The following is a 20,765-nucleotide window of genomic DNA, read 5'->3' as shown; positions in this document are numbered from 1 at the left end:
GAAGGTGGCCGTCACACGCCGTTCTTCGCGAACTACCGTCCGCAGTTCTACTTCCGCACCACCGACGTGACCGGCACCGTGACCCTGCCGACCGGTACCGAGATGGTGATGCCGGGCGACAACCTGAAGTTCGAAGTTGAACTGATCGCCCCGATCGCGATGGAAGACGGTCTGCGTTTCGCCATCCGCGAAGGTGGCCGCACCGTTGGCGCGGGCGTTGTGTCCAAGATCATCGAGTAATCAGGTTTCCTGATTTTCGAATGGAAAGGGCCTCCCTCGGGAGGCCCTTTTTCTATCTGCCGGGGGCTTCTGATGGCGCGGCATCTCGCCATATGGTGTCTTCGCGACTTGGCGCGCCTGTTTTTAAGAGGCTCCGCTTTTCTGACTTGATTTGAACTGAGAATTGGGACGTGATCGACCCATGGTTGAATTTCTATTTTTTGCATTTCTAGTTGGGCTGCTATTTTTTCTCCTGCAGCGTCGGAGCGGGAGGCGGTCAGCCCCATTGGCCATTATTGATGGATCCAATGTTCTATACTGGAAGGAAAACACCCTTTCTTTGGAGCCGGTGCGGGACGTCATCGCTCTGCTCGAGGCGTCCGGATATCGCCCGTATGTGGTCTTCGACGCGAATGCCGGCTATCTGGTGGTCGGACGGTACCTGAATGGACCGAGCTTCGCGAAGCGGCTTGGTCTCAAGGATGCCGAGGCTCATGTGGTTCCCAAGGGACAGCCGGCGGATCCATATATCCTTCGTATGGCGCGAAAAAGCGGCGGCATTGTTGTGTCACGTGACCGGTTTCGTGACTGGAAAGATGATTTTCCGAAGGAAGTCACCGGACCCCGGCTTGTTCGAGGCGGTTATCGGCGCGGCGCGCTATGGTTGGATCTGGACGTCGTCGAAGCTGCTTGAATTGCGTGACGCAGCTGGGGCTGGGAATGCCCCTTGCCAGACTGCCCTAACGGGTGTAATTGGCCACATCCCGCACTGCGGGAGATGGGCGGGGTGATTCCCGCCTTTTGGGTTCGATGAGGGTGCGTGATGAGCACAGACCCTCCTCTCAACTCCAACGCCTGACTAAAAGGCTATACGATGCAAAGCCAAAACATCCGTATCCGGCTGAAGGCATTTGACTATCGTGTGCTGGATGCGTCCACACAAGAGATCGTCAACACTGCCAAGCGGACCGGCGCCCAAGTGCGCGGCCCGATCCCGCTGCCGAACAAGATCGAGAAATTCACTGTTCTGCGTGGTCCCCACGTTGACAAGAAATCCCGCGATCAGTTCGAGATCCGTACGCACAAGCGTATGCTCGACATCGTTGATCCGACCCCCCAGACCGTGGACGCGCTGATGAAGCTCGACCTCGCCGCTGGTGTGGACGTCGAGATCAAGCTGCAATCATAAGATCGGAGGGTAATTCATATGCGCTCTGGTATTATCGCAAAGAAAGTGGGCATGACCCGCTTGTTCATGGAAGACGGCAAGCAGATCCCTGTGACCGTTCTTTCGCTCGATGGCCTGCAGGTTGTCGCTCAGCGCACTGACGAAACAGATGGTTACACCGCTGTTCAGCTCGGTGCGGGTTCCGCAAAGGTAAAGCGCGTCTCCAAGGCGATGCGTGGTCACTATGCGGCGGCCAAGGTTGAGCCCAAGCGCAAGCTGGTCGAATTCCGCGTCCCCGCGGATGGCCTGATCGAAGTGGGCGCGGAAATCTCCGCCGAGCACTTCCTGACCGGTCAGAAAGTGGACGTGACAGGCACTTCCATCGGTAAAGGTTTCGCCGGTGCGATGAAGCGTCACAACTTTGGTGGTCTGCGGGCCACGCACGGTGTGTCGATCTCTCATCGCTCCCACGGTTCCACCGGTCAGTGTCAGGATCCGGGCAAAGTCTTCAAAGGCAAGAAGATGGCCGGCCACATGGGCGCTGCCCGCGTGACCACTCAGAACCTCGAAGTCGTCCGTACCGACGCCGATCGTGGTCTGGTCTTCATCAAAGGCGCTGTTCCTGGTCCGAAATCCGGCTGGGTCACCGTCAAAGACGCCGTGAAGAAGAAAGCACCCGAAGGTCTGCCGTTCCCGGCAGCTCTGAAGACTGCTGCTGAAGCTGCGGCTGAAGCACCCGCGGAAGGGGGTGAAGCATGAAACTTGACGTGATCAAACTGGACGGTGGCAAAGCGGGCGACATCGAACTGTCCGAAGAGCTGTTTGGCCTGGAACCGCGCGCGGACATCCTGCACCGTATGGTTCGTTGGCAGCGCAACAACGCGCAGGCCGGCACCCACAAGGTGAAGACCCGCTCCGAGACCTCCTACTCGACCAAGAAGATCTACCGCCAGAAGGGCACCGGTGGCGCACGCCATGGTGACCGTAACGCGCCGATCTTCCGTAAAGGTGGTATCTACAAGGGTCCGACCCCGCGTAGCCATGGCCACGATCTGACCAAGAAGTTCCGCAAGCTGGGTCTGCGCCACGCGCTGTCCGCGAAGGCGAAAGCCGGTGAGCTGGTCGTGATCGAGAACGCCGAAGCTGAAGGCAAGACCGCCGCCCTGGCCAAACAGGTTGCAAACCTGGGCTGGAAACGTGCTCTGGTCATCGACGGTGCTGCCGTCAACGAAGGCTTCGCTCGTGCCGCCCAAAACATCAGCGGTCTGGATATCCTGCCGTCGATGGGCGCAAACGTCTATGACATCCTGAAGCGTGACACTCTCGTGCTCACGAAGTCGGCTGTCGAAGCACTGGAGGCTCGCCTGAAATGAGCGCGAAGGCAGAACACTACGACGTGATCCGCAAGCCGATCATCACCGAGAAGTCCACCATGGCGTCCGAGCACGGCGCAGTGGTGTTCGAAGTGTCCATCGGTTCCAACAAGCCCCAGATCAAGGAGGCCGTCGAGGCGCTCTTTGGTGTGAAGGTGAAAGCGGTCAACACGACAATCACCAAGGGTAAGGTCAAACGTTTCCGTGGCTCGCTGGGCAAACGGAAAGACGTTAAGAAAGCCTATGTGACCCTGGAAGAAGGCAACACCATCGACGTGTCCACCGGACTCTGAGATTTGCTTGTCTGAGAATTGGAGAGGCCCCTGCGAAAGCAGGGGCCTTTTTCTGTTGGTGGAACCACAAAGGGCGGCGTCTGACCCTGGGTGGGCGTGAAGCGCCCTCCCGTGGGGAGGGTCGGGCGCTGCCCGGCCTGCGGCCGGACCACTTTTCCATAAGTGGAATTTCACGCGTCTATTGATTTATTAGGTTGTTTAGGGCTGAATACGCCGAGAAGAATTTCCGATTGGTTTCAAATGAGCAAAACATCCACTGTCAAAAACCCTTTGACGATCATTGCTATCTTTGCGGGCCTTACAGAGGTCGGAGGCACTGGCGTTTTGCCGCTTCTTTCCTCAGATGCACAGAGTGTGTACATCTGGTTTTTGATGATCTTCCCAATATTTTTGGTGGTTCTGTTTTTCTGTACGCTCAACTTTAATCGAGAGGTTCTCTATGCGCCTTCTGACTGGTCTAATGAGGATAACTTTTTCCGAAAATTGTCAAAAGTCTCTCCAGAAGAAAGGCTCTCTCAAGTTGAGGAGGAAATCGAAGATGCGCAACACGACGGTGAAGGGGCTTCTGACGAAGAGGTTGGTGGGGGGGGCTGCGAGGATAGTGTCGATTCAGCTACTACTCACAGCGAGTTGAAGAATGACACTGATCGTAAAAATCGCTTATTGAAGCAGCAAACTGAAAATTATGCTGTTACATACCGTGCAGCAGAGGAGTTTGGCCTAAGTAAACTTGCGGGCAAGTTGAAGCTAGATTTTCGATCTGGAGTTAGGTTTTCGTCTAATGATATGCCGAACACGATTTTTGATGGCTTGGCAATTGATGAGAATACCGTTCACTTGGCTGAGGTGAAATACTCTAGAACGGGGTTCACATCTTCACTCATAAATCGTTTTTCGACAGAGCTAGCAAAATTCAAGCTCGTCCGGAATTCCTTTTTGGAAGACGGAAAAGATCTGGTTCTCCATTTGGTAGTAGTTGCGCCAAGTTTCTCAGCGGGAAACGTTGCCGACAAGCGCGCCGAAGAGCGCTTGCTTAAGATGGCACGAAGCTACGGAGTGAATACTAAAATACATGTTTTTCCCTGGGTGCGCGCGCCGTCAGTCGATGATCGTCCCTAGGAATTTCATAATTCCCACGTCTGGCATAGTAGAGTTTTACCGGTAGCCTCTTCGCCATTGCCACCTCCCCCAACCTCTGGTACATCGCACCAATCCTGACAGGCCTCGGATTCGTTCCGGGGCCGTTATCTTTGTCGGGACATTCGACCCAGGGACCTTCGGGGCCCTTCATCGGTCACCTGAGCCGGGCGTGGATGCGCCAAGCCAGGGGGCTTTAACATAGCTGGACCAAAGACAAGAACCTAAGGTCTGGCACGCTAAACGGAAGACAGAAAGCATGGCACTTAAGTCGTATAAGCCGACGACGCCGGGCCAGCGAGGGCTGGTTCTGATCGACCGTTCGGAGCTTTGGAAAGGGCGTCCGGTCAAGTCTCTCACTGAGGGTTTGACCAAATCGGGCGGCCGGAACAACACCGGACGGATCACTTCTCGCCGCCGTGGTGGTGGCGCAAAGCGTCTTTACCGGATCGTTGACTTCAAACGGAACAAATTTGATGTCGCCGCGACCGTCGAGCGCATTGAATATGACCCCAACCGTACTGCCTTCATCGCATTGGTGAAGTACGAAGACGGCGAGCAGGCCTATATCCTCGCTCCGCAGCGTCTGGCAGTTGGTGATAAGGTCATTGCCTCCGCGAAGGCAGACATCAAGCCGGGCAACGCAATGCCGTTCTCGGGCATGCCGATCGGTACCATCGTTCACAACATCGAAATGAAGCCCGGCAAAGGCGGCCAGATCGCCCGTGCAGCCGGTACTTACGCTCAGTTCGTTGGTCGTGATGGTGGCTACGCTCAGATCCGCCTCTCCTCGGGCGAGCTGCGCCTGGTCCGTCAGGAATGCATGGCCACCATCGGTGCCGTGTCCAACCCTGACAACTCCAACCAGAACTACGGTAAAGCCGGTCGTATGCGCCATAAAGGCAAGCGTCCGAGCGTCCGTGGTGTGGTCATGAACCCGATCGATCACCCGCATGGTGGTGGTGAAGGCCGGACCTCTGGTGGTCGTCACCCGGTGACACCATGGGGCAAGCCGACCAAGGGCAAGCGCACCCGTAACACCAACAAGGCGTCGCAGAAGCTGATCATCCGCTCGCGTCACGCTAAGAAGAAAGGGCGCTAATCTATGACTCGCTCTGTATGGAAAGGCCCCTTTGTCGATGCTTACGTGCTGAAAAAAGCCGAAGCAGCGCGCGAGTCGGGCCGCAATGAAGTGATCAAGATCTGGTCCCGTCGTTCCACCATTCTGCCCCAGTTCGTGGGTCTGACTTTCGGTGTGTACAACGGCCACAAGCACATTCCTGTCAACGTCTCGGAAGACATGATTGGTCAGAAGTTCGGTGAGTATTCGCCGACCCGGACCTATTACGGTCACGCCGCTGACAAAAAAGCGAAGCGGAAGTAAGTCATGGGCAAGGATAAGAACCCCCGCCGCGTGGCAGACAACGAAGCAATGGCGAAAATTCGCATGCTTCGCACCAGCCCGCAGAAACTGAACCTGGTGGCTCAGATGATCCGTGGCAAGAAAGTGGACAAGGCTCTGACCGACCTCACTTTCTCCAACAAGCGGATCGCGCAGGACGTGAAGAAATGCCTTCAGTCCGCCATCGCGAACGCAGAGAACAACCACAACCTGGACGTCGATGAGCTGATCGTCGCCGAGGCTTGGGTTGGCAAGAACCTGACCATGAAACGCGGTCGTCCGCGGGCCCGTGGTCGCTTCGGCAAGATCCTGAAGCCGTTCGCTGAGATCACCATCAAGGTGCGTCAAGTTGAGGAGCAAGCCTAATGGGACATAAAGTCAATCCGGTTGGCATGCGCCTGCAGATCAACCGCACCTGGGACAGCCGCTGGTACGCTGACACGAAGGACTACGGTGATCTCCTCCTCGAGGACATCAGGATCCGTGAGTTCATCAAGACTGAGTGCAAGCAGGCCGGTATTGCCCGCGTGATCATCGAACGCCCCCACAAGAAGTGCCGTGTGACCATTCACACTGCGCGTCCGGGCGTGATCATCGGCAAGAAAGGCGCGGACATCGAAGTTCTTCGCAAGAAGATCGCTTCCATGACCGACTCCGAGCTGCACCTCAACATCGTTGAAGTCCGCAAGCCGGAACTCGACGCACAGCTGGTCGGCGAGTCCATCGCTCAGCAGCTGGAGCGCCGTGTGTCCTTCCGTCGCGCGATGAAGCGCTCCGTGCAGAACGCCATGCGTATGGGCGCCCTGGGTATCCGGGTGAACGTTGCTGGTCGTCTGGGCGGCGCTGAAATCGCACGGACCGAATGGTACCGCGAAGGTCGTGTGCCGCTGCACACTCTGCGCGCAGACATCGATTACGCACACTCTGAAGCAACCACCCCCTATGGTATCATCGGTATCAAGGTGTGGATCTTCAAAGGTGAGATCATGGAGCATGATCCTCAGGCGCGTGATCGCAAGGCTCAGGAACTCCAGGACGGTCCGGCACCTCGCGGTGCAGGTGGTAACCGTCGTGGCGATCGCTAAGGAGAACGCGACATGCTTCAGCCAAAGCGTACTAAATTCCGCAAGATGCACAAAGGCCGGATCAAAGGCCTCGCAAAAGGCGGTTCCGACCTGAACTTCGGCACCTACGGCCTGAAGGCAGTGACACCCGAGCGTGTGACCGCCCGTCAGATCGAAGCTGCACGTCGTGCAATGACCCGTCACATGAAGCGTCAGGGCCGTGTCTGGATCCGTATCTTCCCGGACACCCCGGTGACCTCCAAGCCCGTCGAAGTGCGTATGGGTAAGGGTAAAGGTTCCGTGGACTTCTGGGCGTGCAAAGTGAAGCCGGGCCGCGTGATGTTCGAAATCGACGGCGTCGGTGAAGACATTGCTCGTGAAGCTCTGCGCCTCGCAGCCATGAAACTGTCGGTACAGACACGTATCGTGGTGCGCGAAGACTGGTAATTCCAGTTTTCAGCAACTGAATTTAAAGCCCCCCGCCAGGTGACTGGCGGGGGGCTTTTTCGTTGTTTCAGCGAAGGCCGTGGACGCCTTTGACGCTGACTTTGCGAAGCATAGAGCGCATGTTCACTTTGTGTTCCTGTTCTGGCTGGGGGATGGTTCAGGATACAGGAGACCCAAATGAGACCAGGGAACGCAACATTTGCAGCTGGCTTTGGGGTGGTTTTGATGCTGGTCGGGGCCTGTGATCTGTACCTCCCAGAGGAGCGGGCCCTCAGTGGTGTGACTCCGACGGCCGCATTGCTCCCGATCAGTCAGGCGCCATACCGCTATCAGGATGCGACGTATTGGACGCTGGCAAATGGCTGCACGTATTCGCCTGGGCCGGCCCCACGTGGTGGCTGGCGTTGGTTCTTGGTGGGGAACCCGATGTCGCGGGGCCATGCGATGATCCACGATGGTTGCGATTACACGTTTGATGCCGCGCGCTGAGGGTACTCATTTGGGGGCGGTGGAAAGCGTGCGCCATGCGTACAATAAGCCGCCCGATGGCAAGAACGTTTCATTCAGCTTTCTGATCTAAGGTCATCGTCGAATCCGACACGACAAGAGGACATGTCCATGAAATTCGTTACTAGTTTTATTACGGTTGTTGCCCTCGGGGTTTCTGGTGCTGCTCAGGCCGCAGATGTGCGTCTGTTCACCGAAGATTACGCTCCGTTGAACTTTGAACGCGATGGCGAGATCGTGGGGCTTGGGGCAGACCAGGTGTTTGAAATCATGGACCGCGCGGGCATCACCTACGAGGCGGAACTGACGCAGTGGTCGCGCGCCATCGGTCAGGCAGAGCGCCGCCCAAATACCTGCGTTTTCAGCACCACGCACACGCCGGAACGTGATCCGAAGTTCAAGTGGGTGGAACCTCTTGCCTCGGATAGCACCATCCTGGTCCGCAAGTCTGGCAGCGATATCGCCCCTGCGACAATCGAAGAGGCGCGCAGCTATCGCACCGGAACGCAGACCGGCGATTACACCGTTGGCGTATTGGAAGGCGCGGGATTTGACGCTATCGATCTGGCACCGACGCAATCGGCCACCTTGAAAAAGCTGCTGCAAGGGCGGATCGACTTGATGGCGACCTCAGGCTCCTTCCTCGAGTCGGCGCTCGCGGATGGGGTGGAGATTGAAGAGGCGCTGGTCCTTTCCACCACCATGATGTCACTGGCCTGTAGCCAGAAAACCGATCAGGCGCTGGTGGATCGTATGCAGACCGCGCTGCAATCAATGATTGATGACGGAACGCAGACTGAAATCGCGGCCCGCTACAAATAGGGCTTCTCTGAGCCTTGGCGCTCGGTAGGCGCCGCCATTGATCTGCATGTCTCGTAACACGCGCACCCTCGGTGCGCGTGTTGTGCTTTCAGTACGGCATCCCTCTCGCCAAGACGGGCCTCCTTGCGCTATCAGAGCCCCATGGCCCAGATCGATTCCCTCTTTGTGACCCGCCTTTACCGGGCTGCGCTCTCCGAGCACGGCCCCAATATTGATCCGCAGGAAATGCAAACCTCCTGCATCACCATCGCCGAGGACGACGAGGCGGGGCAGGACTGGTGCGAGGAGAATGGCTATCCGGGTTATACCTCCTATGCCTCGCTCACCGATCTGCCATGGCGCTTTCCGATCTTTGCCGACCTGGTCAAATCGCTTGATGCCCATGTTGCGGCCTTTGCCCAGGACCTGGAGCTGAACCTCGACGGGCGCGTGCTGAAGCTTGAGGATCTTTGGATCAATATTCTGCCCGAGGGCGGCACCCATGCGAGCCATATTCACCCGCATTCGGTGATTTCCGGCACCACCTATGTTTCGATGCCGGATGGGGCATCCGCTCTGAAACTGGAGGATCCGCGTCACGCGATGATGATGGCTCATCCGCCGCGCACCAAAGAGTGCCGCCGCGAGCTGCGGAGCTTTGTCTATGAGACGCCGAAGGTTGGTGATGTACTGCTGTGGGAGAGTTTCATCCGCCATGAGGTGCCGATGAACATGGCCGAAGATGAGCGGATTTCGGTCAGCTTTAATTACGCCTGGGCCTGAGGGGGCGAGGTCAGCGCGATTTTGCATGAAACTGCGGGGCTTTAGGTTTTCTTAAGCGCACCATGTGAGCCTGCAGCCGTGACCCGCGACCAACAGGTGCCCCATTATCGAATACCCCGAGCACGCTGCCGCAAAGCAGGCCGTACCAACTGAAGTTGCAATAAACTGGCTGACGAAGTCCTTTCAGCGACCATACTTTTTTGTTCATTTTCCCAAATGTGGCGGAACCGCCGTCGGTGCTGCGTTGAAGGAATTTTACCTACATGGCAAAGCGCGGGAATGGCGGCACGTGGCTGGGGGCGCTTATTGGGATGCGCTCAAGACCTTTGCCCTTGTACGACGTCCTTATGAGCGGGTGTGTTCGCTCTACAGGTACGAGTGCCAGGTTGGAGAGGACGCAAACGGGGGGCAAAGGCTTTCGCTCAATGAATGGGTCTCTGAGCGTCTCGATGGTCGTGACCCGGAAGCGCTCGACACCCACATGACCCTACATCCTTGCCTGCCATGGGTCGTCGGCACCGCTGGTGCGCCACTGGTGAAGCTGGTCTGTCGCCTGGAAGAAATCGCCGACGACTGGAGCATCGTACAGAACATAACTCAATCCGACGTCGCGCTGCCGGTGCGCAATCGGACAGAACGCGTGAGTGGGTCCACCGTGTCGGATCTAAATGCCCGCAGCCGGACCATTATCGAGGACTATTATGCCGCTGACTTTGAAAACTTCGGCTACAATCGGATCGGGGCTGCCCACAAACTGCGGCCGAAATCGGATGCACCGTTGGTGGGGCTGATCGAGGCGGCTTACGCACAGTGAGCGCACAACTTGCTGCGCGCGGCACCGGCATGATTGTCAAAACGACCAAAGCCGCTTAGCGTCCGGTAGAATTTTTCCAAGAGGCACCAAAATGGCTCGGCGTTCCCCTTTTGAAATTGGCGGTTTTCACGTTCCCCCCGGCACGCGCCGCACAGTGGACATGCCGGTCAGCGTGTTGTCCGACCACACACCCGTAAATATGTCCGCTCACGTCATCCATGGTGCGGAAGAGGGACCAACGCTGTTTGTGTCTGCCGCGATCCACGGGGATGAGGTCATCGGTGTCGAGATCGCTCGCCGGTTGCTGCGCAGTCGCCAGTTCGCGCGGTTGAAGGGGACGCTCATCGTGGTTCCGATCGTCAATACGTTCGGGTTTCTGAACCACTCGCGCTATCTACCGGATAGGCGTGATCTGAACCGTTGCTTTCCCGGCAGCGAAGGCGGCTCGCTTGCCAGCCGTTTGGCGCATCTGTTCATGACCGAAATCGTGGCGCGCTCCGATCTTGGCATCGACCTGCATTCTGCCGCCATTCATCGCACCAACATGCCGCAGATCCGGGTGTCGCCAAAGGCGCAGGAGACGCTGGCCTATGCTGACGCCTTTGGCGCACCGGTGGTGATCCGCTCGGGCCTGCGCGAAGGGTCCCTGCGGCATGAGGCGCAGAAGGCGGGTGTCGACATCCTGCTGTATGAGGCGGGGGAGGGGCTGCGGTTTGACGAGCAATCTGCCCGCGTTGGCGTGGCGGGTATTCTGCGGGTCATGCATGCGCTGGGTATGATCCCTGATGACGGTGTACCCCTGGCCGAAGTGGTGCCGGTGCGCGCCAGCGACTCCAGTTGGGAACGCGCACCCGCAGGTGGTTTGCTGCGCGCCTACAAGACGACCGGCGAGATGGTTGAGGAGGGAGATGTTCTTGGCATCGTCGCCGATCCGTTTGGCGAAGAGGAGATGGAACTTACGGCCAGCCAGGCGGGCCTTATCATTGGGCGGGCCAACCTGCCTATCGTCAATGAAGGTGATGCCTTGTTCCACATTGCGCGCGTGGTCAATAGTTCCGAGGCCGAAATCCGGATCGAGAGTTTGCACGCGCAATTGGAAGGAGCTGCGATGTTTGATGAGGATGAGATTATCTAGGTCTGCATCTTTACAGAACGGGCGTGCAGCGCAATCGGGCATAGTATGTTGACTGGCAGCTCGCGGCGGCATGCTTCGCGATCAGTGACAGCGGATGCGTCTTGGTCCACAGCTGCGGTTACGCGCTCCTTAGAATGCGCGCGCGAACAGGCCGATGATGCGGGTCATATGCTCGCGGGGTAGTGCAGTCGGCTCGATCTCGAAACGGGCCATGAAACCGCGCATTTCCTTGAGGTCGAGGAACTCCTCCAGCACCTGATAGCGTTTGCGGTCCCGGTAGTCGTCAAACAGCAGCGTCACTTTCCGAGTGCAGCGCAGCATGGCCGTCAGGGCGCAGGCGACGCGAAACCTGCCGTCGATCAGGATCAGATCGGGGTGGCGAAACCCCTCAAGATCCCAGACCGAGAGCGGGTACTTGTGAAAGCGGTGGTGGTGTTCATTGTCGACCGGTAGACCCCATTTCCCGGTGCGACCGATATTCACATAGTGCAGCAAAGGCGGGGACGGCACATCATTCTGGTCGAAGTACCGTTGCATCATGTCGTGCCAGTCACGGCTGCTTTCGACGGAATAAAGCGTCTTGCCGGGCATCTCGGCCCCCAGCACAGTCGAGCCGCCGCTGCCATATTCTAGAATGACATCGGCATTTGCGTAATGGTCCTCCAGCCATGTACAAACTTCCGGTGCGAAAGTCAGCTTCGGTCGCTCAACGGGGGCCACGTCGGAGGCTGATGTATCCATGTGGGAGGCGGCCTTTGATGGAGGAGTCACGACGCCAGTGCTGGGAGGTCGAGTGTGCAAAGTCAAGCATGCGGCGCATGGACAGCAATAGGCAGGTTGCCCTTGCCCTTCCGGCGTTGCTCCTGTAGAGGGACGCATCGCTCACCGCAATTCGCGAGTCGGATTGTGTCGGGCGATTCTTTTTTCTGCACATTTCCGTGCAGTCTACATAACCCACCAGGGCAAAGGGTGACCCACCATAAGGGGCCCTCTGGTGCCAAGGAAAGGAACGCAAGGCGATGAACGCCAAGGATCTGCGCGACAAGACCGTGGACGAGCTCCGCGATCAACTCGCAAACCTCAAAAAAGAGAGCTTCAATCTGCGCTTTCAACAAGCGACCGGTCAGTTGGAAAACACTGCAGGCATCAAGGCGGCCCGCCGCAATGCTGCTCGCGTGAAAACCATCCTGAACGAAAAAGCTGCAGCAGCAGCTGAATAAGGAGCTCTACAGATGCCCAAACGTATCCTGTCTGGCGTCGTTACATCCGACGCAAACGCTCAGACCGTGACCGTGTCCGTGGAGCGCCGCTTCACACACCCGGTTCTGAAGAAAACCATCCGTAAGTCCAAGAAGTACCGGGCTCACGATGAACAGAACGCTTTCAAGGTCGGCGACTCCGTACGCATCATCGAATGCGCGCCGAAATCGAAAACGAAACGCTGGGAAGTCATTGACGCCTAAGAGCCTGTAACCACAGGCTCCTGGCGACTTTGCTGATCAGCACAGTCGAAACCCTGGGGGATCACGCCACGCATCGGCGCCCCAAAGGTCGGGAGAAACCACATGATCCAGATGCAAACAAATCTGGATGTAGCTGACAACTCCGGCGCACGCCGAGTTCAGTGCATCAAGGTTCTGGGTGGCTCCAAGCGTAAGTACGCTTCCGTCGGCGACATCATTGTCGTCTCGGTTAAAGAAGCCATCCCGCGCGGTCGCGTTAAAAAAGGGGACGTCCGCAAGGCCGTCGTCGTACGCACCGCCAAAGAGGTTCGTCGTGAAGACGGTACCGCCATCCGTTTTGACCGCAACGCTGCTGTTATCCTGAATAACAACAACGAGCCGGTCGGCACCCGTATCTTCGGCCCGGTTGTTCGCGAACTTCGCGCGAAGAGCTTCATGAAGATCATCTCGCTCGCTCCGGAGGTGCTCTAACTATGGCTGCTAAACTGCGCAAAGGCGACAAGGTCGTCGTGCTGGCTGGCAAGGACAAAGGTCAGGAAGGCACGATTGCTTCCGTCGACCCCAAGGCCGGCAAAGCTGTTGTTGATGGTGTGAACATGGCCATCCGCCACACCCGTCAGTCCCAGACCGCCCAAGGCGGCCGTCTGCCCAAAGCTCAGCCGATCGAATTGTCGAACCTGGCTCTGCTGGACGCAAACGGCAAGGCAACCCGCGTCGGCTTCCGTGAGGAAGACGGCAAGAAGGTGCGCTTTGCAAAAACCACCGGGGAGACTGTCTGATGCTTGACGATGCAACCTACACCCCGCGTCTGAAGGCCCTTTACAAGGACAGCATCCGTGCGTCCCTGAAAGAGGAATTCAGCTACAAAAACGAGATGATGATCCCCAAGTTGGAGAAAATCGTTCTCAACATCGGCTGCGGTCGTGCTGCCGTTAAGGACAGCAAGAAGGCGAAATCGGCTCAGGAAGACCTGACCAAGATCGCCGGTCAGAAAGCGCTGACCACCATTGCAAAGAACTCCATCGCTGGCTTCCGCGTTCGTGAAGGCATGCCGATGGGTGCAAAGGTGACCCTGCGCGGCGAACGGATGTACGAATTCCTCGACCGTCTGATCACCATCGCGATGCCCCGGATCCGCGACTTCCGCGGTGTGTCCGGCACCTCTTTCGACGGTCGTGGCAACTACGCCATGGGCCTGAAAGAGCACATCGTGTTCCCGGAAATCGATTTCGACAAAATCGACGAATCCTGGGGCATGGACATCGTAATTGCCACCACCGCGAACACCGACGCGGAAGCTAAGGCGCTGTTGAAAGCTTTCAACATGCCCTTCAACAGCTGATCGCGGAGAGGAAGAGACCATGGCTAAAAAAGCAATGATCGAACGCGAAAAGAAGCGCGAGCGCCTGGTGGCCAAATACGCTGCCAAACGTGCCGAGCTCAAAGAGATCGCGAACGACGAATCCCGCCCGATGGAAGAGCGTTTCAAAGCGCGCCTTCAACTGGCGAAACTGCCGCGCAACTCGTCGGCAACCCGTCTGCATAACCGCTGCCAGCTGACCGGCCGTCCCCACGCTTACTATCGTAAGCTGAAGGTTAGCCGGATCGCGTTGCGGGACCTGGGCTCGAATGGCCAGATCCCCGGCATGGTGAAATCGAGCTGGTAAGGGAGAGACAATATGAACGATCCTATCGGCGATATGCTCACCCGTATCCGTAACTCTCAAAAGCGTGGCAAATCCACCGTCATGACTCCGGGCTCCAAACTGCGTGCCTGGGTTCTGGATGTGCTGCAATCCGAGGGCTACATTCGCGGCTATGAAGCAGGGACTGATGAACGCGGCCATCCGGCGCTTGAAATCAGCCTGAAGTACTACGAAGGCGAACCTGTCATTCGCGAACTGAAGCGTGTTTCCACGCCCGGTCGTCGCGTTTACATGGGCGTCAATGACATTCCGCAGGTCCGTCAGGGCCTGGGCGTGTCGATTGTCTCCACCCCCAAGGGTGTGATGTCGGATGCAAACGCACGCGCGGCCAACGTCGGTGGCGAAGTGCTTTGCACCGTATTCTAAGGAGGCCTACGTACAATGTCTCGTATTGGTAAAAGACCGGTCGACCTGCCCAGCGGAGTTTCCGCGAGCCTGTCCGGCCAGACCATCGAAGTGAAGGGCCCGAAAGGCGCCCAGAGCTTCACCGCAACCGACGACGTAACCCTCACTGTTGAGGACAACGTGGTAACTGTTGAGCCGCGCGGCAAATCCAAGCGCGCACGTCAGCAGTGGGGCATGTCCCGCACCATCGTTGCCAACATGGTGCAAGGCGTGACCACCGGCTTCAAAAAAGAGCTGGAGATCCAGGGTGTTGGTTACCGGGCTCAGATGCAGGGCAACACCCTGAAGCTGAACCTCGGCTACAGCCACGACGTCGATTTCACTGCACCGGAAGGTATCACCATTACCGCTCCGAAGCAGACAGAGATCGTTGTGGAAGGTGCAGACGCGCAAGCGGTTGGCGAAGTGGCGGCGAAAATCCGCGACTGGCGTCGTCCCGAGCCCTACAAAGGCAAAGGCATCCGCTACAAGGGCGAGTTCATCTTCCGCAAGGAAGGCAAGAAGAAGTAAGGACGAACACAATGGCAAACAGCAAACGTACCCTGTTTCTGAAGCGCCGCTTGCGCGTCCGGAACAAGCTTCGCAAGGTGAACGCAGGTCGTCTGCGTCTCTCCGTGCACCGCTCGAACAAGAACATCTCTGTTCAGGTGATCGACGACGTCAAAGGTGTAACTCTGGCCGCAGCCTCGACCCTCGAGAAGGATCTTGGTTTTGTTGGCAAGAACAACATCGAAGCGGCGGCAAAAGTCGGTTCCGTGATTGCAGAGCGTGCAAAGGCAGCTGGCGTCGAAGAAGCATACTTCGACCGTGGCGGCTTCCTGTACCACGGCAAAGTGAAGGCCCTGGCCGACGCTGCGCGTGAAGGCGGTCTGAAAATCTAAGTCATCCGGGCGCCCTGCCTGTCGGGGCGCCCGACTGATTTCGAGAGTGGGCCATTTCGGTGGTCCCGATGATCCGGGGGTTGGGCTTTTGTCCGCCCACCAGGATTGGAACAAAGGACGGGGCGGCATGTCCTCCTCGTCACATCATGAAGGAATGCCAAATGGCAGAACGTGATAACCGCCGCGGCAACCGTCGCGATCGCGATGAGACACCGGAATTTGCAGATCGTTTGGTCGCAATCAACCGCGTGTCCAAAACCGTTAAGGGTGGTAAGCGCTTTGGCTTCGCAGCTCTCGTCGTCGTAGGCGACCAGAAGGGCCGCGTAGGTTTCGGCAAGGGTAAGGCGAAAGAAGTACCCGAGGCGATCCGCAAGGCGACTGAGCAAGCAAAGCGTCAGATGATCCGCGTGCCGCTGAAGGAGGGTCGGACCCTCCACCACGACATGTATGGTCGTCACGGCGCCGGTAAAGTGGTCATGCGCACCGCTCCGGAAGGTACCGGGATCATCGCAGGTGGCCCGATGCGTGCCGTCTTCGAAATGCTGGGCATCAAGGACGTGGTTTCCAAGTCCGTCGGCTCTCAGAACCCTTACAACATGATCCGCGCCACCATCGACGGTCTGAAGAAAGAACAGAGCCCGCGCTCTGTCGCTCAGCGTCGTGGCAAGAAAGTTGCGGATATCCTGCCCAAGCGGGACGAGGCTCCGGCCGAGTCCAGCCAAGTGGCTGAAGAAGCGTAAGGAGACTGATCCATGGCTAAAACTATCGTCGTGAAACAGATCGGCTCCCCGATCCGTCGCCCCGCCGACCAGCGCGCAACCCTGATCGGCCTGGGCCTGAACAAGATGCACAAAACCCGCGAGTTGGAGGATACCCCCTCCGTGCGCGGCATGATCAACAAGATCAAGCATCTGGTCGAAATCGTCGAAGAGCGCGGCTAAGCCTCTTTCTCGATTGACCGAAGTACTGAACGCCTCCGGAGAGATCCGGGGGCGTTTTTTGTTGCACGCCTCGGCAGTCAGCCTGGATGGATGCCCGCGTGGGTCGCGGTGATGGCCAATTCAGATGCCACCGGTGCGGTTCAAAGACCTCCTGGCATTCTGCAGCCCGTGATGTTGCGCAGTATCGGGAGGGCGTTTCCGCGGTGCGGGTCTATGCTGCAGGTGCATAGCGGCTGTTCCGAACTGTCAGTTGTTAGCGCCAACGACCTGCCTTATCTCTCCAAGTGTCAAAAGAACACAACAGACAACAAGAGCCGCGGAAAACCGTCCCGGCTAGAGATTAAGGATCATACAGATGGCACATGCACTGAACACCACCACCACCGCGACTTCCTCCCTCATGGCCCGCCTGCGCGGCGTCGCCGAGAGCGCACGGACGTCCTGGGCGCTGCATCGTGAATACAAACGCACATTCAACGAGCTCGATTCGCTGACCGACCGTGACCTTGCCGATATCGGCGTCCGCCGGTCCGACATCGTGGACCTGGCCCGGACACACGTCTACGGCGCCTGATACCAACAGCAGACAGTGGCGCGACCCTTCCTCCTCCCTCGGGGTTTGTCGCAGGCTGACGAAAACGCCTCCACATCGTGGGGGCGTTTTTTGTTGCATGGGCAGCGGGCGCTCCGGCCACCGGATTTTCATGCCGGAATGGCATTGTGTTCGGCGAGTTGCGCAACTCGCGGGCCGGTGTGGCAAGTCGGACCCAAATGGAACAGGGCCTTGGGGGTGACGCCCCGGGGTGCGAAACAGATATCTGGTCTTCGCGGAGGGTGACGCCTCCAACCCATTCCGATCCGGCGGCGCCGCCATTCTTTCCATCCGTGAGGCAGGCAAGGCAGATCATCGAAATTGCGAAGACGTCATGAGCCGGCGGGGCAGGGGCCTCATCCGGGCCGAAGCGCGTGGCTAGATCCTGTGCCATTTGCGAGGCGTGGCGCTCGTTTGTCGCAACGCTGGCCTGCGTGTTGTCGCGATATGCGGCCAGTTTCCCGCACGGCAGGGCGGGGCAATTCCCCTGGCCACTTGATCCGGACCCGCATCCCGTCTATACGCCCACGGTGGCCTCAAAAGAGGCACAGAATCAAAGTCAAAAAGTGCCGTGTCTGACCCGCTTCGCTTCATGGGTCACTTCCGGCTGTAGGAGAAGCGATATGAAACTCAATGAACTGCGCGACAATCCCGGCGCAACCCCGAAACGCACACGCGTTGGCCGTGGCCCCGGCTCCGGCAAGGGTAAAATGGGTGGCCGTGGTATCAAGGGTCAAAAATCTCGTTCCGGCGTGGCCATCAAAGGCTACGAAGGCGGCCAGATGCCCCTCTACCAGCGTCTGCCGAAGCGTGGCTTCAACAAGCCGAACGCCAAGAAATACGCTGTGGTAAACCTCGGCCTGATCCAGAAATTCATCGACGCCGGCAAGCTCGACGCTGCTTCGATCACCGAAGACAGCCTGGTTGCATCTGGTCTCGTCCGTCGCAAACTGGACGGTGTCCGGGTTCTGGCCAAAGGTGAGTTCTCCGCAAAAGCGACCATCGCGGTGACCGGTGCCTCCAAATCTGCCGTTGAGGCAGTTTCCAAGGCAGGCGGCGCCCTGACCGTGGCATCTGAGGCCGCAGCTGAGTAACGGCTTGTGAGCGGCACGTAAGCCGCTTACATAAGTCATCAGTTTTCCCATACGCCGTCCGAGCCGGAAAACGGTTCCGGGCGGCGTTTTCGCAAGAAGAGACCTATTTCATGGTATCAGCAGCAGAACAAATGGCGGCGAACACCAGCTGGGCAGCGCTCGGCAAGGCCACGGATCTGCGCAACCGCATCCTGTTCACGATCGGACTTTTGATTGTCTATCGTCTGGGCACGTGGATTCCCGTGCCGGGAATCGACACCGTTGCGCTGCGTCAGTTCATGGACTCCGCAGGGCAGGGCATCGGCGGTATGGTGTCGATGTTTACCGGTGGCGCACTTGGGCGCATGGGCATCTTTGCCCTTGGCATCATGCCCTATATCTCGGCCTCCATCATCGTGCAGCTGCTGACCTCCATGGTGCCTGCGCTCGAACAGCTCAAAAAAGAGGGCGAGCAGGGCCGCAAGAAGATCAACCAGTACACGCGCTACGGCACTGTCGTGCTGGCGACGGCACAGGCCTATGGACTTGCCGCCTCGCTCGAGGCGGGCGATCTGGCCCTGGATCCCGGCCTGTATTTCCGCATGGCCTGCATGATCACTCTGGTGGGTGGCACCATGTTCCTGATGTGGCTGGGTGAGCAGATCACCAACCGCGGCATCGGCAACGGCATCTCCCTGATTATCTTTGTCGGCATCATCGCCGAGGTTCCCGCCGCCATGGCGCAATTCTTTGCCTCTGGCCGCTCCGGTGCGATCTCTCCTGCGGTGATCATCGCGGTGATCGTAATGGTGATTGCGGTGATCATGTTCGTGGTCTTCATGGAGCGCGCGCTTCGCAAGATCCACATCCAGTACCCGCGTCGCCAGGTCGGCATGAAGGTCTATGACGGTGGCTCCTCGCATCTGCCGGTCAAGGTCAACCCGGCGGGCGTGATCCCGGCGATCTTTGCCTCCTCGCTGCTGCTGTTGCCGACTACGATCTCCACCTTCAGCCAAGGCTCCGCGTCGAGCCCGGTGATGAGCTGGCTGCTGGCCAACTTCGGTCCCGGTCAGCCGCTCTACCTGCTGTTCTTCACGTCGATGATCGTGTTCTTCGCCTATTTCTACACGTTCAACGTTTCCTTCAAACCGGATGACGTGGCGCAGAACCTGAAGAACCAGAACGGCTTTGTGCCCGGTATCCGTCCCGGCAAGAAGACTGCGGAATACATCGAATACGTGGTGAACCGCATTCTGGTTCTGGGCTCCGGCTATCTGGCGCTTGTCTGTCTGCTGCCCGAGATCCTGCGCGCCAACTTCGCCATTCCGGTGTATTTCGGCGGCACCTCGGTCCTGATTGTGGTCTCCGTGACCATGGACACGATCCAGCAGGTTCAGAGCCATTTGCTCGCGCATCAGTACGAAGGCCTCATCGAGAAGAGCCAGCTGCGCGGTCGTAACAAGAAACGCACCAAACGGGGACCTGCTCGTCGATGACCAACATCATTCTCATGGGCCCGCCCGGCGCGGGGAAAGGGACGCAGGCGCGTCATTTGGTTGAAACCCGCAACATGGTTCAGCTCTCGACCGGGGATATGCTGCGCGACGCGCAGGCCTCCGGCACCGAGATGGGCAAGAAAGTTGCGGCGATCATGGCCGAGGGCAAACTGGTCACCGACCAGATCGTGATCGGGCTGATCCGTGAGAAGCTCCAGGATGGTTCCGAAGGCGGGTTCATCTTTGACGGTTTCCCGCGCACCCTGCCGCAGGCAGATGCGCTGGAAAAGCTGCTGGGCGAGATGGGCATGAAGCTCGACGCGGTGATCGAGATGCAGGTCGATGACGAGGCGCTGGTTGCCCGCATCACCGGCCGCTCCACTTGCGGCGATTGCGGCGAAGTCTACCACGACCAGACCAAGCCGTGGCCGGCCGATGGCAAATGCGCCAATTGTGGCGGCACCACGCAGAAGCGCCGTCCCGACGACAATGAGGACAGTCTCAAGACTCGTCTGATGGAATACTACAAGAAGACCTCGCCGCTGATCGGCTACTACTGGGCCAAGGGCGATCTGCAGCGCCTGGACGGTCTGGCCTCCATCGACGAGGTTCAGAAGTCCATCGGCTGGATCCTCGGCGATTGACATAAGGTCACGCTCGCAACAAAGTTGAATTGTCCTGCCGCGATAACAATCGTGGCGGGACTTTTTGTTTGACTTGGAGATTGCTATGTTGGGACGGCGCTTTACCTGCGAATTCTCGGTGGCGGAGGCCATCGGTCAGCTCATCATCTGGATCATTCTATCCATTGTTACACTCGGGCTGGCGCTGTTCGTGCTGCCGTATTATTTCCTCATGGCGCCGGTGAACCGAACCTATGTGCTGGACGCGGAGGGCGCAAAGATCGCCAAGCTCTCTGTCGAGATCGGCTTTGTTGATATCTTGGGGCACGCGCTCGTGTGGTTGCTTCTGACGATTGTGACTTTCGGACTTGCGTATCTGATATACTGGCCAGCGGTGATAAAGCGTATCCTGAACGCAGTAAAAACAACGGAGCTTTAGCAG

At 58.1% G+C, this 20,765-nt stretch carries 34 protein-coding genes; 33 read left to right on the top strand and 1 reads right to left on the bottom strand.

Annotation, left to right across the window (positions count from 1 at the left end; translation table 11 throughout):
* The 17 genes from CLV89_RS19065 to CLV89_RS18985 all read left to right on the top strand — a co-directional run.
* Window positions 1-240 (top strand): EF-Tu C-terminal domain-related protein (locus tag CLV89_RS19065; protein ID WP_481000418.1); only part of this gene is annotated, 240 nt, incomplete at its 5' end.
* A 265-nt stretch (window positions 241-505) separates the two neighbouring features.
* Window positions 506-913 (top strand): NYN domain-containing protein, encoded by a 408-nt coding sequence (locus tag CLV89_RS19060; RefSeq protein WP_243395082.1) that lies wholly within the window; start codon window positions 506-508, stop codon window positions 911-913.
* A 180-nt stretch (window positions 914-1,093) separates the two neighbouring features.
* On the top strand, window positions 1,094-1,408 hold the full coding sequence (rpsJ, locus tag CLV89_RS19055) for a 30S ribosomal protein S10 (protein WP_058289455.1): 315 nt from the start codon (window positions 1,094-1,096) through the stop codon (window positions 1,406-1,408).
* An 18-nt stretch (window positions 1,409-1,426) separates the two neighbouring features.
* Window positions 1,427-2,146, top strand: coding sequence for a 50S ribosomal protein L3 (rplC, locus tag CLV89_RS19050; RefSeq protein ID WP_106165244.1), 720 nt, complete (start codon window positions 1,427-1,429; stop codon window positions 2,144-2,146).
* Window positions 2,143-2,760: a 50S ribosomal protein L4 gene (gene rplD / locus CLV89_RS19045; RefSeq protein WP_106165243.1), complete on the top strand. Its 618-nt coding sequence runs from the start codon at window positions 2,143-2,145 to the stop codon at window positions 2,758-2,760. Before rplC ends, rplD begins: the two co-directional genes overlap by 4 nt.
* Window positions 2,757-3,053, top strand: coding sequence for a 50S ribosomal protein L23 (locus CLV89_RS19040; RefSeq protein ID WP_106165242.1), 297 nt, complete (start codon window positions 2,757-2,759; stop codon window positions 3,051-3,053). The genes rplD and CLV89_RS19040 overlap by 4 nt, the downstream gene beginning before the upstream one ends.
* A gap of 240 nt (window positions 3,054-3,293) precedes the next feature.
* Entirely contained in the window at window positions 3,294-4,172 is an 879-nt protein-coding gene (locus tag CLV89_RS19035) for a hypothetical protein (protein ID WP_133166754.1), read from the top strand.
* A gap of 277 nt (window positions 4,173-4,449) precedes the next feature.
* Window positions 4,450-5,292, top strand: a complete 843-nt coding sequence (rplB, locus tag CLV89_RS19030; RefSeq protein ID WP_106165240.1) for a 50S ribosomal protein L2 — start codon at window positions 4,450-4,452, stop codon at window positions 5,290-5,292.
* Between the two features lie 3 nt (window positions 5,293-5,295).
* Window positions 5,296-5,574, top strand: a complete 279-nt coding sequence (rpsS, locus tag CLV89_RS19025) for a 30S ribosomal protein S19 (RefSeq protein ID WP_106165239.1) — start codon at window positions 5,296-5,298, stop codon at window positions 5,572-5,574.
* Window positions 5,575-5,577: 3 nt separating this feature from the next.
* On the top strand, window positions 5,578-5,958 hold the full coding sequence (gene rplV / locus CLV89_RS19020) for a 50S ribosomal protein L22 (RefSeq protein WP_005621907.1): 381 nt from the start codon (window positions 5,578-5,580) through the stop codon (window positions 5,956-5,958).
* A complete protein-coding gene (rpsC, locus tag CLV89_RS19015; RefSeq protein ID WP_106165238.1) occupies window positions 5,958-6,677 on the top strand; it encodes a 30S ribosomal protein S3 in 720 nt (239 codons plus the stop codon). Before rplV ends, rpsC begins: the two co-directional genes overlap by 1 nt.
* A 12-nt stretch (window positions 6,678-6,689) precedes the next feature.
* Window positions 6,690-7,103 (top strand): 50S ribosomal protein L16, encoded by a 414-nt coding sequence (gene rplP, locus CLV89_RS19010; protein ID WP_106165237.1) that lies wholly within the window; start codon window positions 6,690-6,692, stop codon window positions 7,101-7,103.
* 177 nt (window positions 7,104-7,280) lie between these two features.
* Complete coding sequence (locus tag CLV89_RS19005; RefSeq protein WP_243395081.1) at window positions 7,281-7,592, top strand: hypothetical protein; 312 nt, start codon at window positions 7,281-7,283, stop codon at window positions 7,590-7,592.
* 129 nt (window positions 7,593-7,721) lie between these two features.
* Window positions 7,722-8,432, top strand: a complete 711-nt coding sequence (locus CLV89_RS19000) for a substrate-binding periplasmic protein (RefSeq protein ID WP_106165236.1) — start codon at window positions 7,722-7,724, stop codon at window positions 8,430-8,432.
* Window positions 8,433-8,573: 141 nt separating this feature from the next.
* Window positions 8,574-9,194 (top strand): TIGR02466 family protein, encoded by a 621-nt coding sequence (locus CLV89_RS18995; protein ID WP_106165235.1) that lies wholly within the window; start codon window positions 8,574-8,576, stop codon window positions 9,192-9,194.
* A gap of 289 nt (window positions 9,195-9,483) precedes the next feature.
* On the top strand, window positions 9,484-10,008 hold the full coding sequence (locus CLV89_RS22350) for a sulfotransferase family 2 domain-containing protein (protein WP_165798157.1): 525 nt from the start codon (window positions 9,484-9,486) through the stop codon (window positions 10,006-10,008).
* A 91-nt stretch (window positions 10,009-10,099) separates the two neighbouring features.
* Window positions 10,100-11,143, top strand: a complete 1,044-nt coding sequence (locus CLV89_RS18985; protein WP_106165233.1) for a succinylglutamate desuccinylase/aspartoacylase family protein — start codon at window positions 10,100-10,102, stop codon at window positions 11,141-11,143.
* Window positions 11,144-11,272: 129 nt separating this feature from the next.
* Here CLV89_RS18985 and CLV89_RS18980 read toward each other — a convergent pair whose 3' ends face one another.
* Window positions 11,273-11,884, bottom strand: coding sequence for a hypothetical protein (locus tag CLV89_RS18980; protein ID WP_106165232.1), 612 nt, complete (start codon window positions 11,882-11,884; stop codon window positions 11,273-11,275).
* A 278-nt stretch (window positions 11,885-12,162) separates the two neighbouring features.
* Here CLV89_RS18980 and rpmC point away from each other — a divergent pair, with 278 nt between their 5' ends.
* From rpmC to CLV89_RS18900, 16 genes are all read left to right on the top strand, one after another.
* Window positions 12,163-12,363, top strand: a complete 201-nt coding sequence (gene rpmC / locus CLV89_RS18975; RefSeq protein WP_106165231.1) for a 50S ribosomal protein L29 — start codon at window positions 12,163-12,165, stop codon at window positions 12,361-12,363.
* 12 nt (window positions 12,364-12,375) lie between these two features.
* On the top strand, window positions 12,376-12,606 hold the full coding sequence (gene rpsQ / locus CLV89_RS18970) for a 30S ribosomal protein S17 (protein ID WP_106165230.1): 231 nt from the start codon (window positions 12,376-12,378) through the stop codon (window positions 12,604-12,606).
* 102 nt (window positions 12,607-12,708) lie between these two features.
* Window positions 12,709-13,077, top strand: a complete 369-nt coding sequence (gene rplN, locus CLV89_RS18965) for a 50S ribosomal protein L14 (protein WP_042456818.1) — start codon at window positions 12,709-12,711, stop codon at window positions 13,075-13,077.
* A gap of 2 nt (window positions 13,078-13,079) precedes the next feature.
* A complete protein-coding gene (gene rplX, locus CLV89_RS18960) occupies window positions 13,080-13,385 on the top strand; it encodes a 50S ribosomal protein L24 (protein WP_106165229.1) in 306 nt (101 codons plus the stop codon).
* Window positions 13,385-13,948: a 50S ribosomal protein L5 gene (gene rplE / locus CLV89_RS18955; protein WP_106165228.1), complete on the top strand. Its 564-nt coding sequence runs from the start codon at window positions 13,385-13,387 to the stop codon at window positions 13,946-13,948. Before rplX ends, rplE begins: the two co-directional genes overlap by 1 nt.
* A 19-nt stretch (window positions 13,949-13,967) precedes the next feature.
* Window positions 13,968-14,273: a 30S ribosomal protein S14 gene (rpsN, locus tag CLV89_RS18950; RefSeq protein ID WP_106165227.1), complete on the top strand. Its 306-nt coding sequence runs from the start codon at window positions 13,968-13,970 to the stop codon at window positions 14,271-14,273.
* Between the two features lie 12 nt (window positions 14,274-14,285).
* A complete protein-coding gene (gene rpsH / locus CLV89_RS18945) occupies window positions 14,286-14,678 on the top strand; it encodes a 30S ribosomal protein S8 (protein ID WP_106165226.1) in 393 nt (130 codons plus the stop codon).
* Window positions 14,679-14,693: 15 nt separating this feature from the next.
* The gene (rplF, locus tag CLV89_RS18940) at window positions 14,694-15,227 is read left to right on the top strand and encodes a 50S ribosomal protein L6 (protein WP_106165225.1); all 534 of its coding nucleotides are present in this window, start codon (window positions 14,694-14,696) and stop codon (window positions 15,225-15,227) included.
* A gap of 11 nt (window positions 15,228-15,238) precedes the next feature.
* Window positions 15,239-15,598: a 50S ribosomal protein L18 gene (gene rplR, locus CLV89_RS18935; protein WP_106165224.1), complete on the top strand. Its 360-nt coding sequence runs from the start codon at window positions 15,239-15,241 to the stop codon at window positions 15,596-15,598.
* Window positions 15,599-15,759: 161 nt separating this feature from the next.
* Window positions 15,760-16,338, top strand: a complete 579-nt coding sequence (gene rpsE / locus CLV89_RS18930; RefSeq protein WP_106165223.1) for a 30S ribosomal protein S5 — start codon at window positions 15,760-15,762, stop codon at window positions 16,336-16,338.
* Window positions 16,339-16,350: 12 nt separating this feature from the next.
* Window positions 16,351-16,539, top strand: a complete 189-nt coding sequence (gene rpmD, locus CLV89_RS18925; protein WP_106165222.1) for a 50S ribosomal protein L30 — start codon at window positions 16,351-16,353, stop codon at window positions 16,537-16,539.
* Window positions 16,540-16,894: 355 nt separating this feature from the next.
* Window positions 16,895-17,113: a DUF1127 domain-containing protein gene (locus tag CLV89_RS18920; RefSeq protein ID WP_106165221.1), complete on the top strand. Its 219-nt coding sequence runs from the start codon at window positions 16,895-16,897 to the stop codon at window positions 17,111-17,113.
* Window positions 17,114-17,754: 641 nt separating this feature from the next.
* On the top strand, window positions 17,755-18,225 hold the full coding sequence (gene rplO / locus CLV89_RS18915; protein WP_106165220.1) for a 50S ribosomal protein L15: 471 nt from the start codon (window positions 17,755-17,757) through the stop codon (window positions 18,223-18,225).
* A 110-nt stretch (window positions 18,226-18,335) separates the two neighbouring features.
* Window positions 18,336-19,700, top strand: coding sequence for a preprotein translocase subunit SecY (gene secY / locus CLV89_RS18910; RefSeq protein WP_106165219.1), 1,365 nt, complete (start codon window positions 18,336-18,338; stop codon window positions 19,698-19,700).
* Window positions 19,697-20,344 (top strand): adenylate kinase, encoded by a 648-nt coding sequence (locus tag CLV89_RS18905; protein WP_106165218.1) that lies wholly within the window; start codon window positions 19,697-19,699, stop codon window positions 20,342-20,344. Before secY ends, CLV89_RS18905 begins: the two co-directional genes overlap by 4 nt.
* 85 nt (window positions 20,345-20,429) lie before the next feature.
* Window positions 20,430-20,762: a DUF6693 family protein gene (locus tag CLV89_RS18900; protein WP_106165217.1), complete on the top strand. Its 333-nt coding sequence runs from the start codon at window positions 20,430-20,432 to the stop codon at window positions 20,760-20,762.
* Window positions 20,763-20,765: the final 3 nt, after the last annotated feature.

Origin of the sequence: Tritonibacter scottomollicae (assembly GCF_003003215.1) — a bacterium.
Taxonomy (GTDB): domain Bacteria; phylum Pseudomonadota; class Alphaproteobacteria; order Rhodobacterales; family Rhodobacteraceae; genus Epibacterium; species Epibacterium scottomollicae.
Note: the sequence above shows the minus strand (reverse complement) of the source record. Positions and strands in the feature narration are given on the sequence as shown.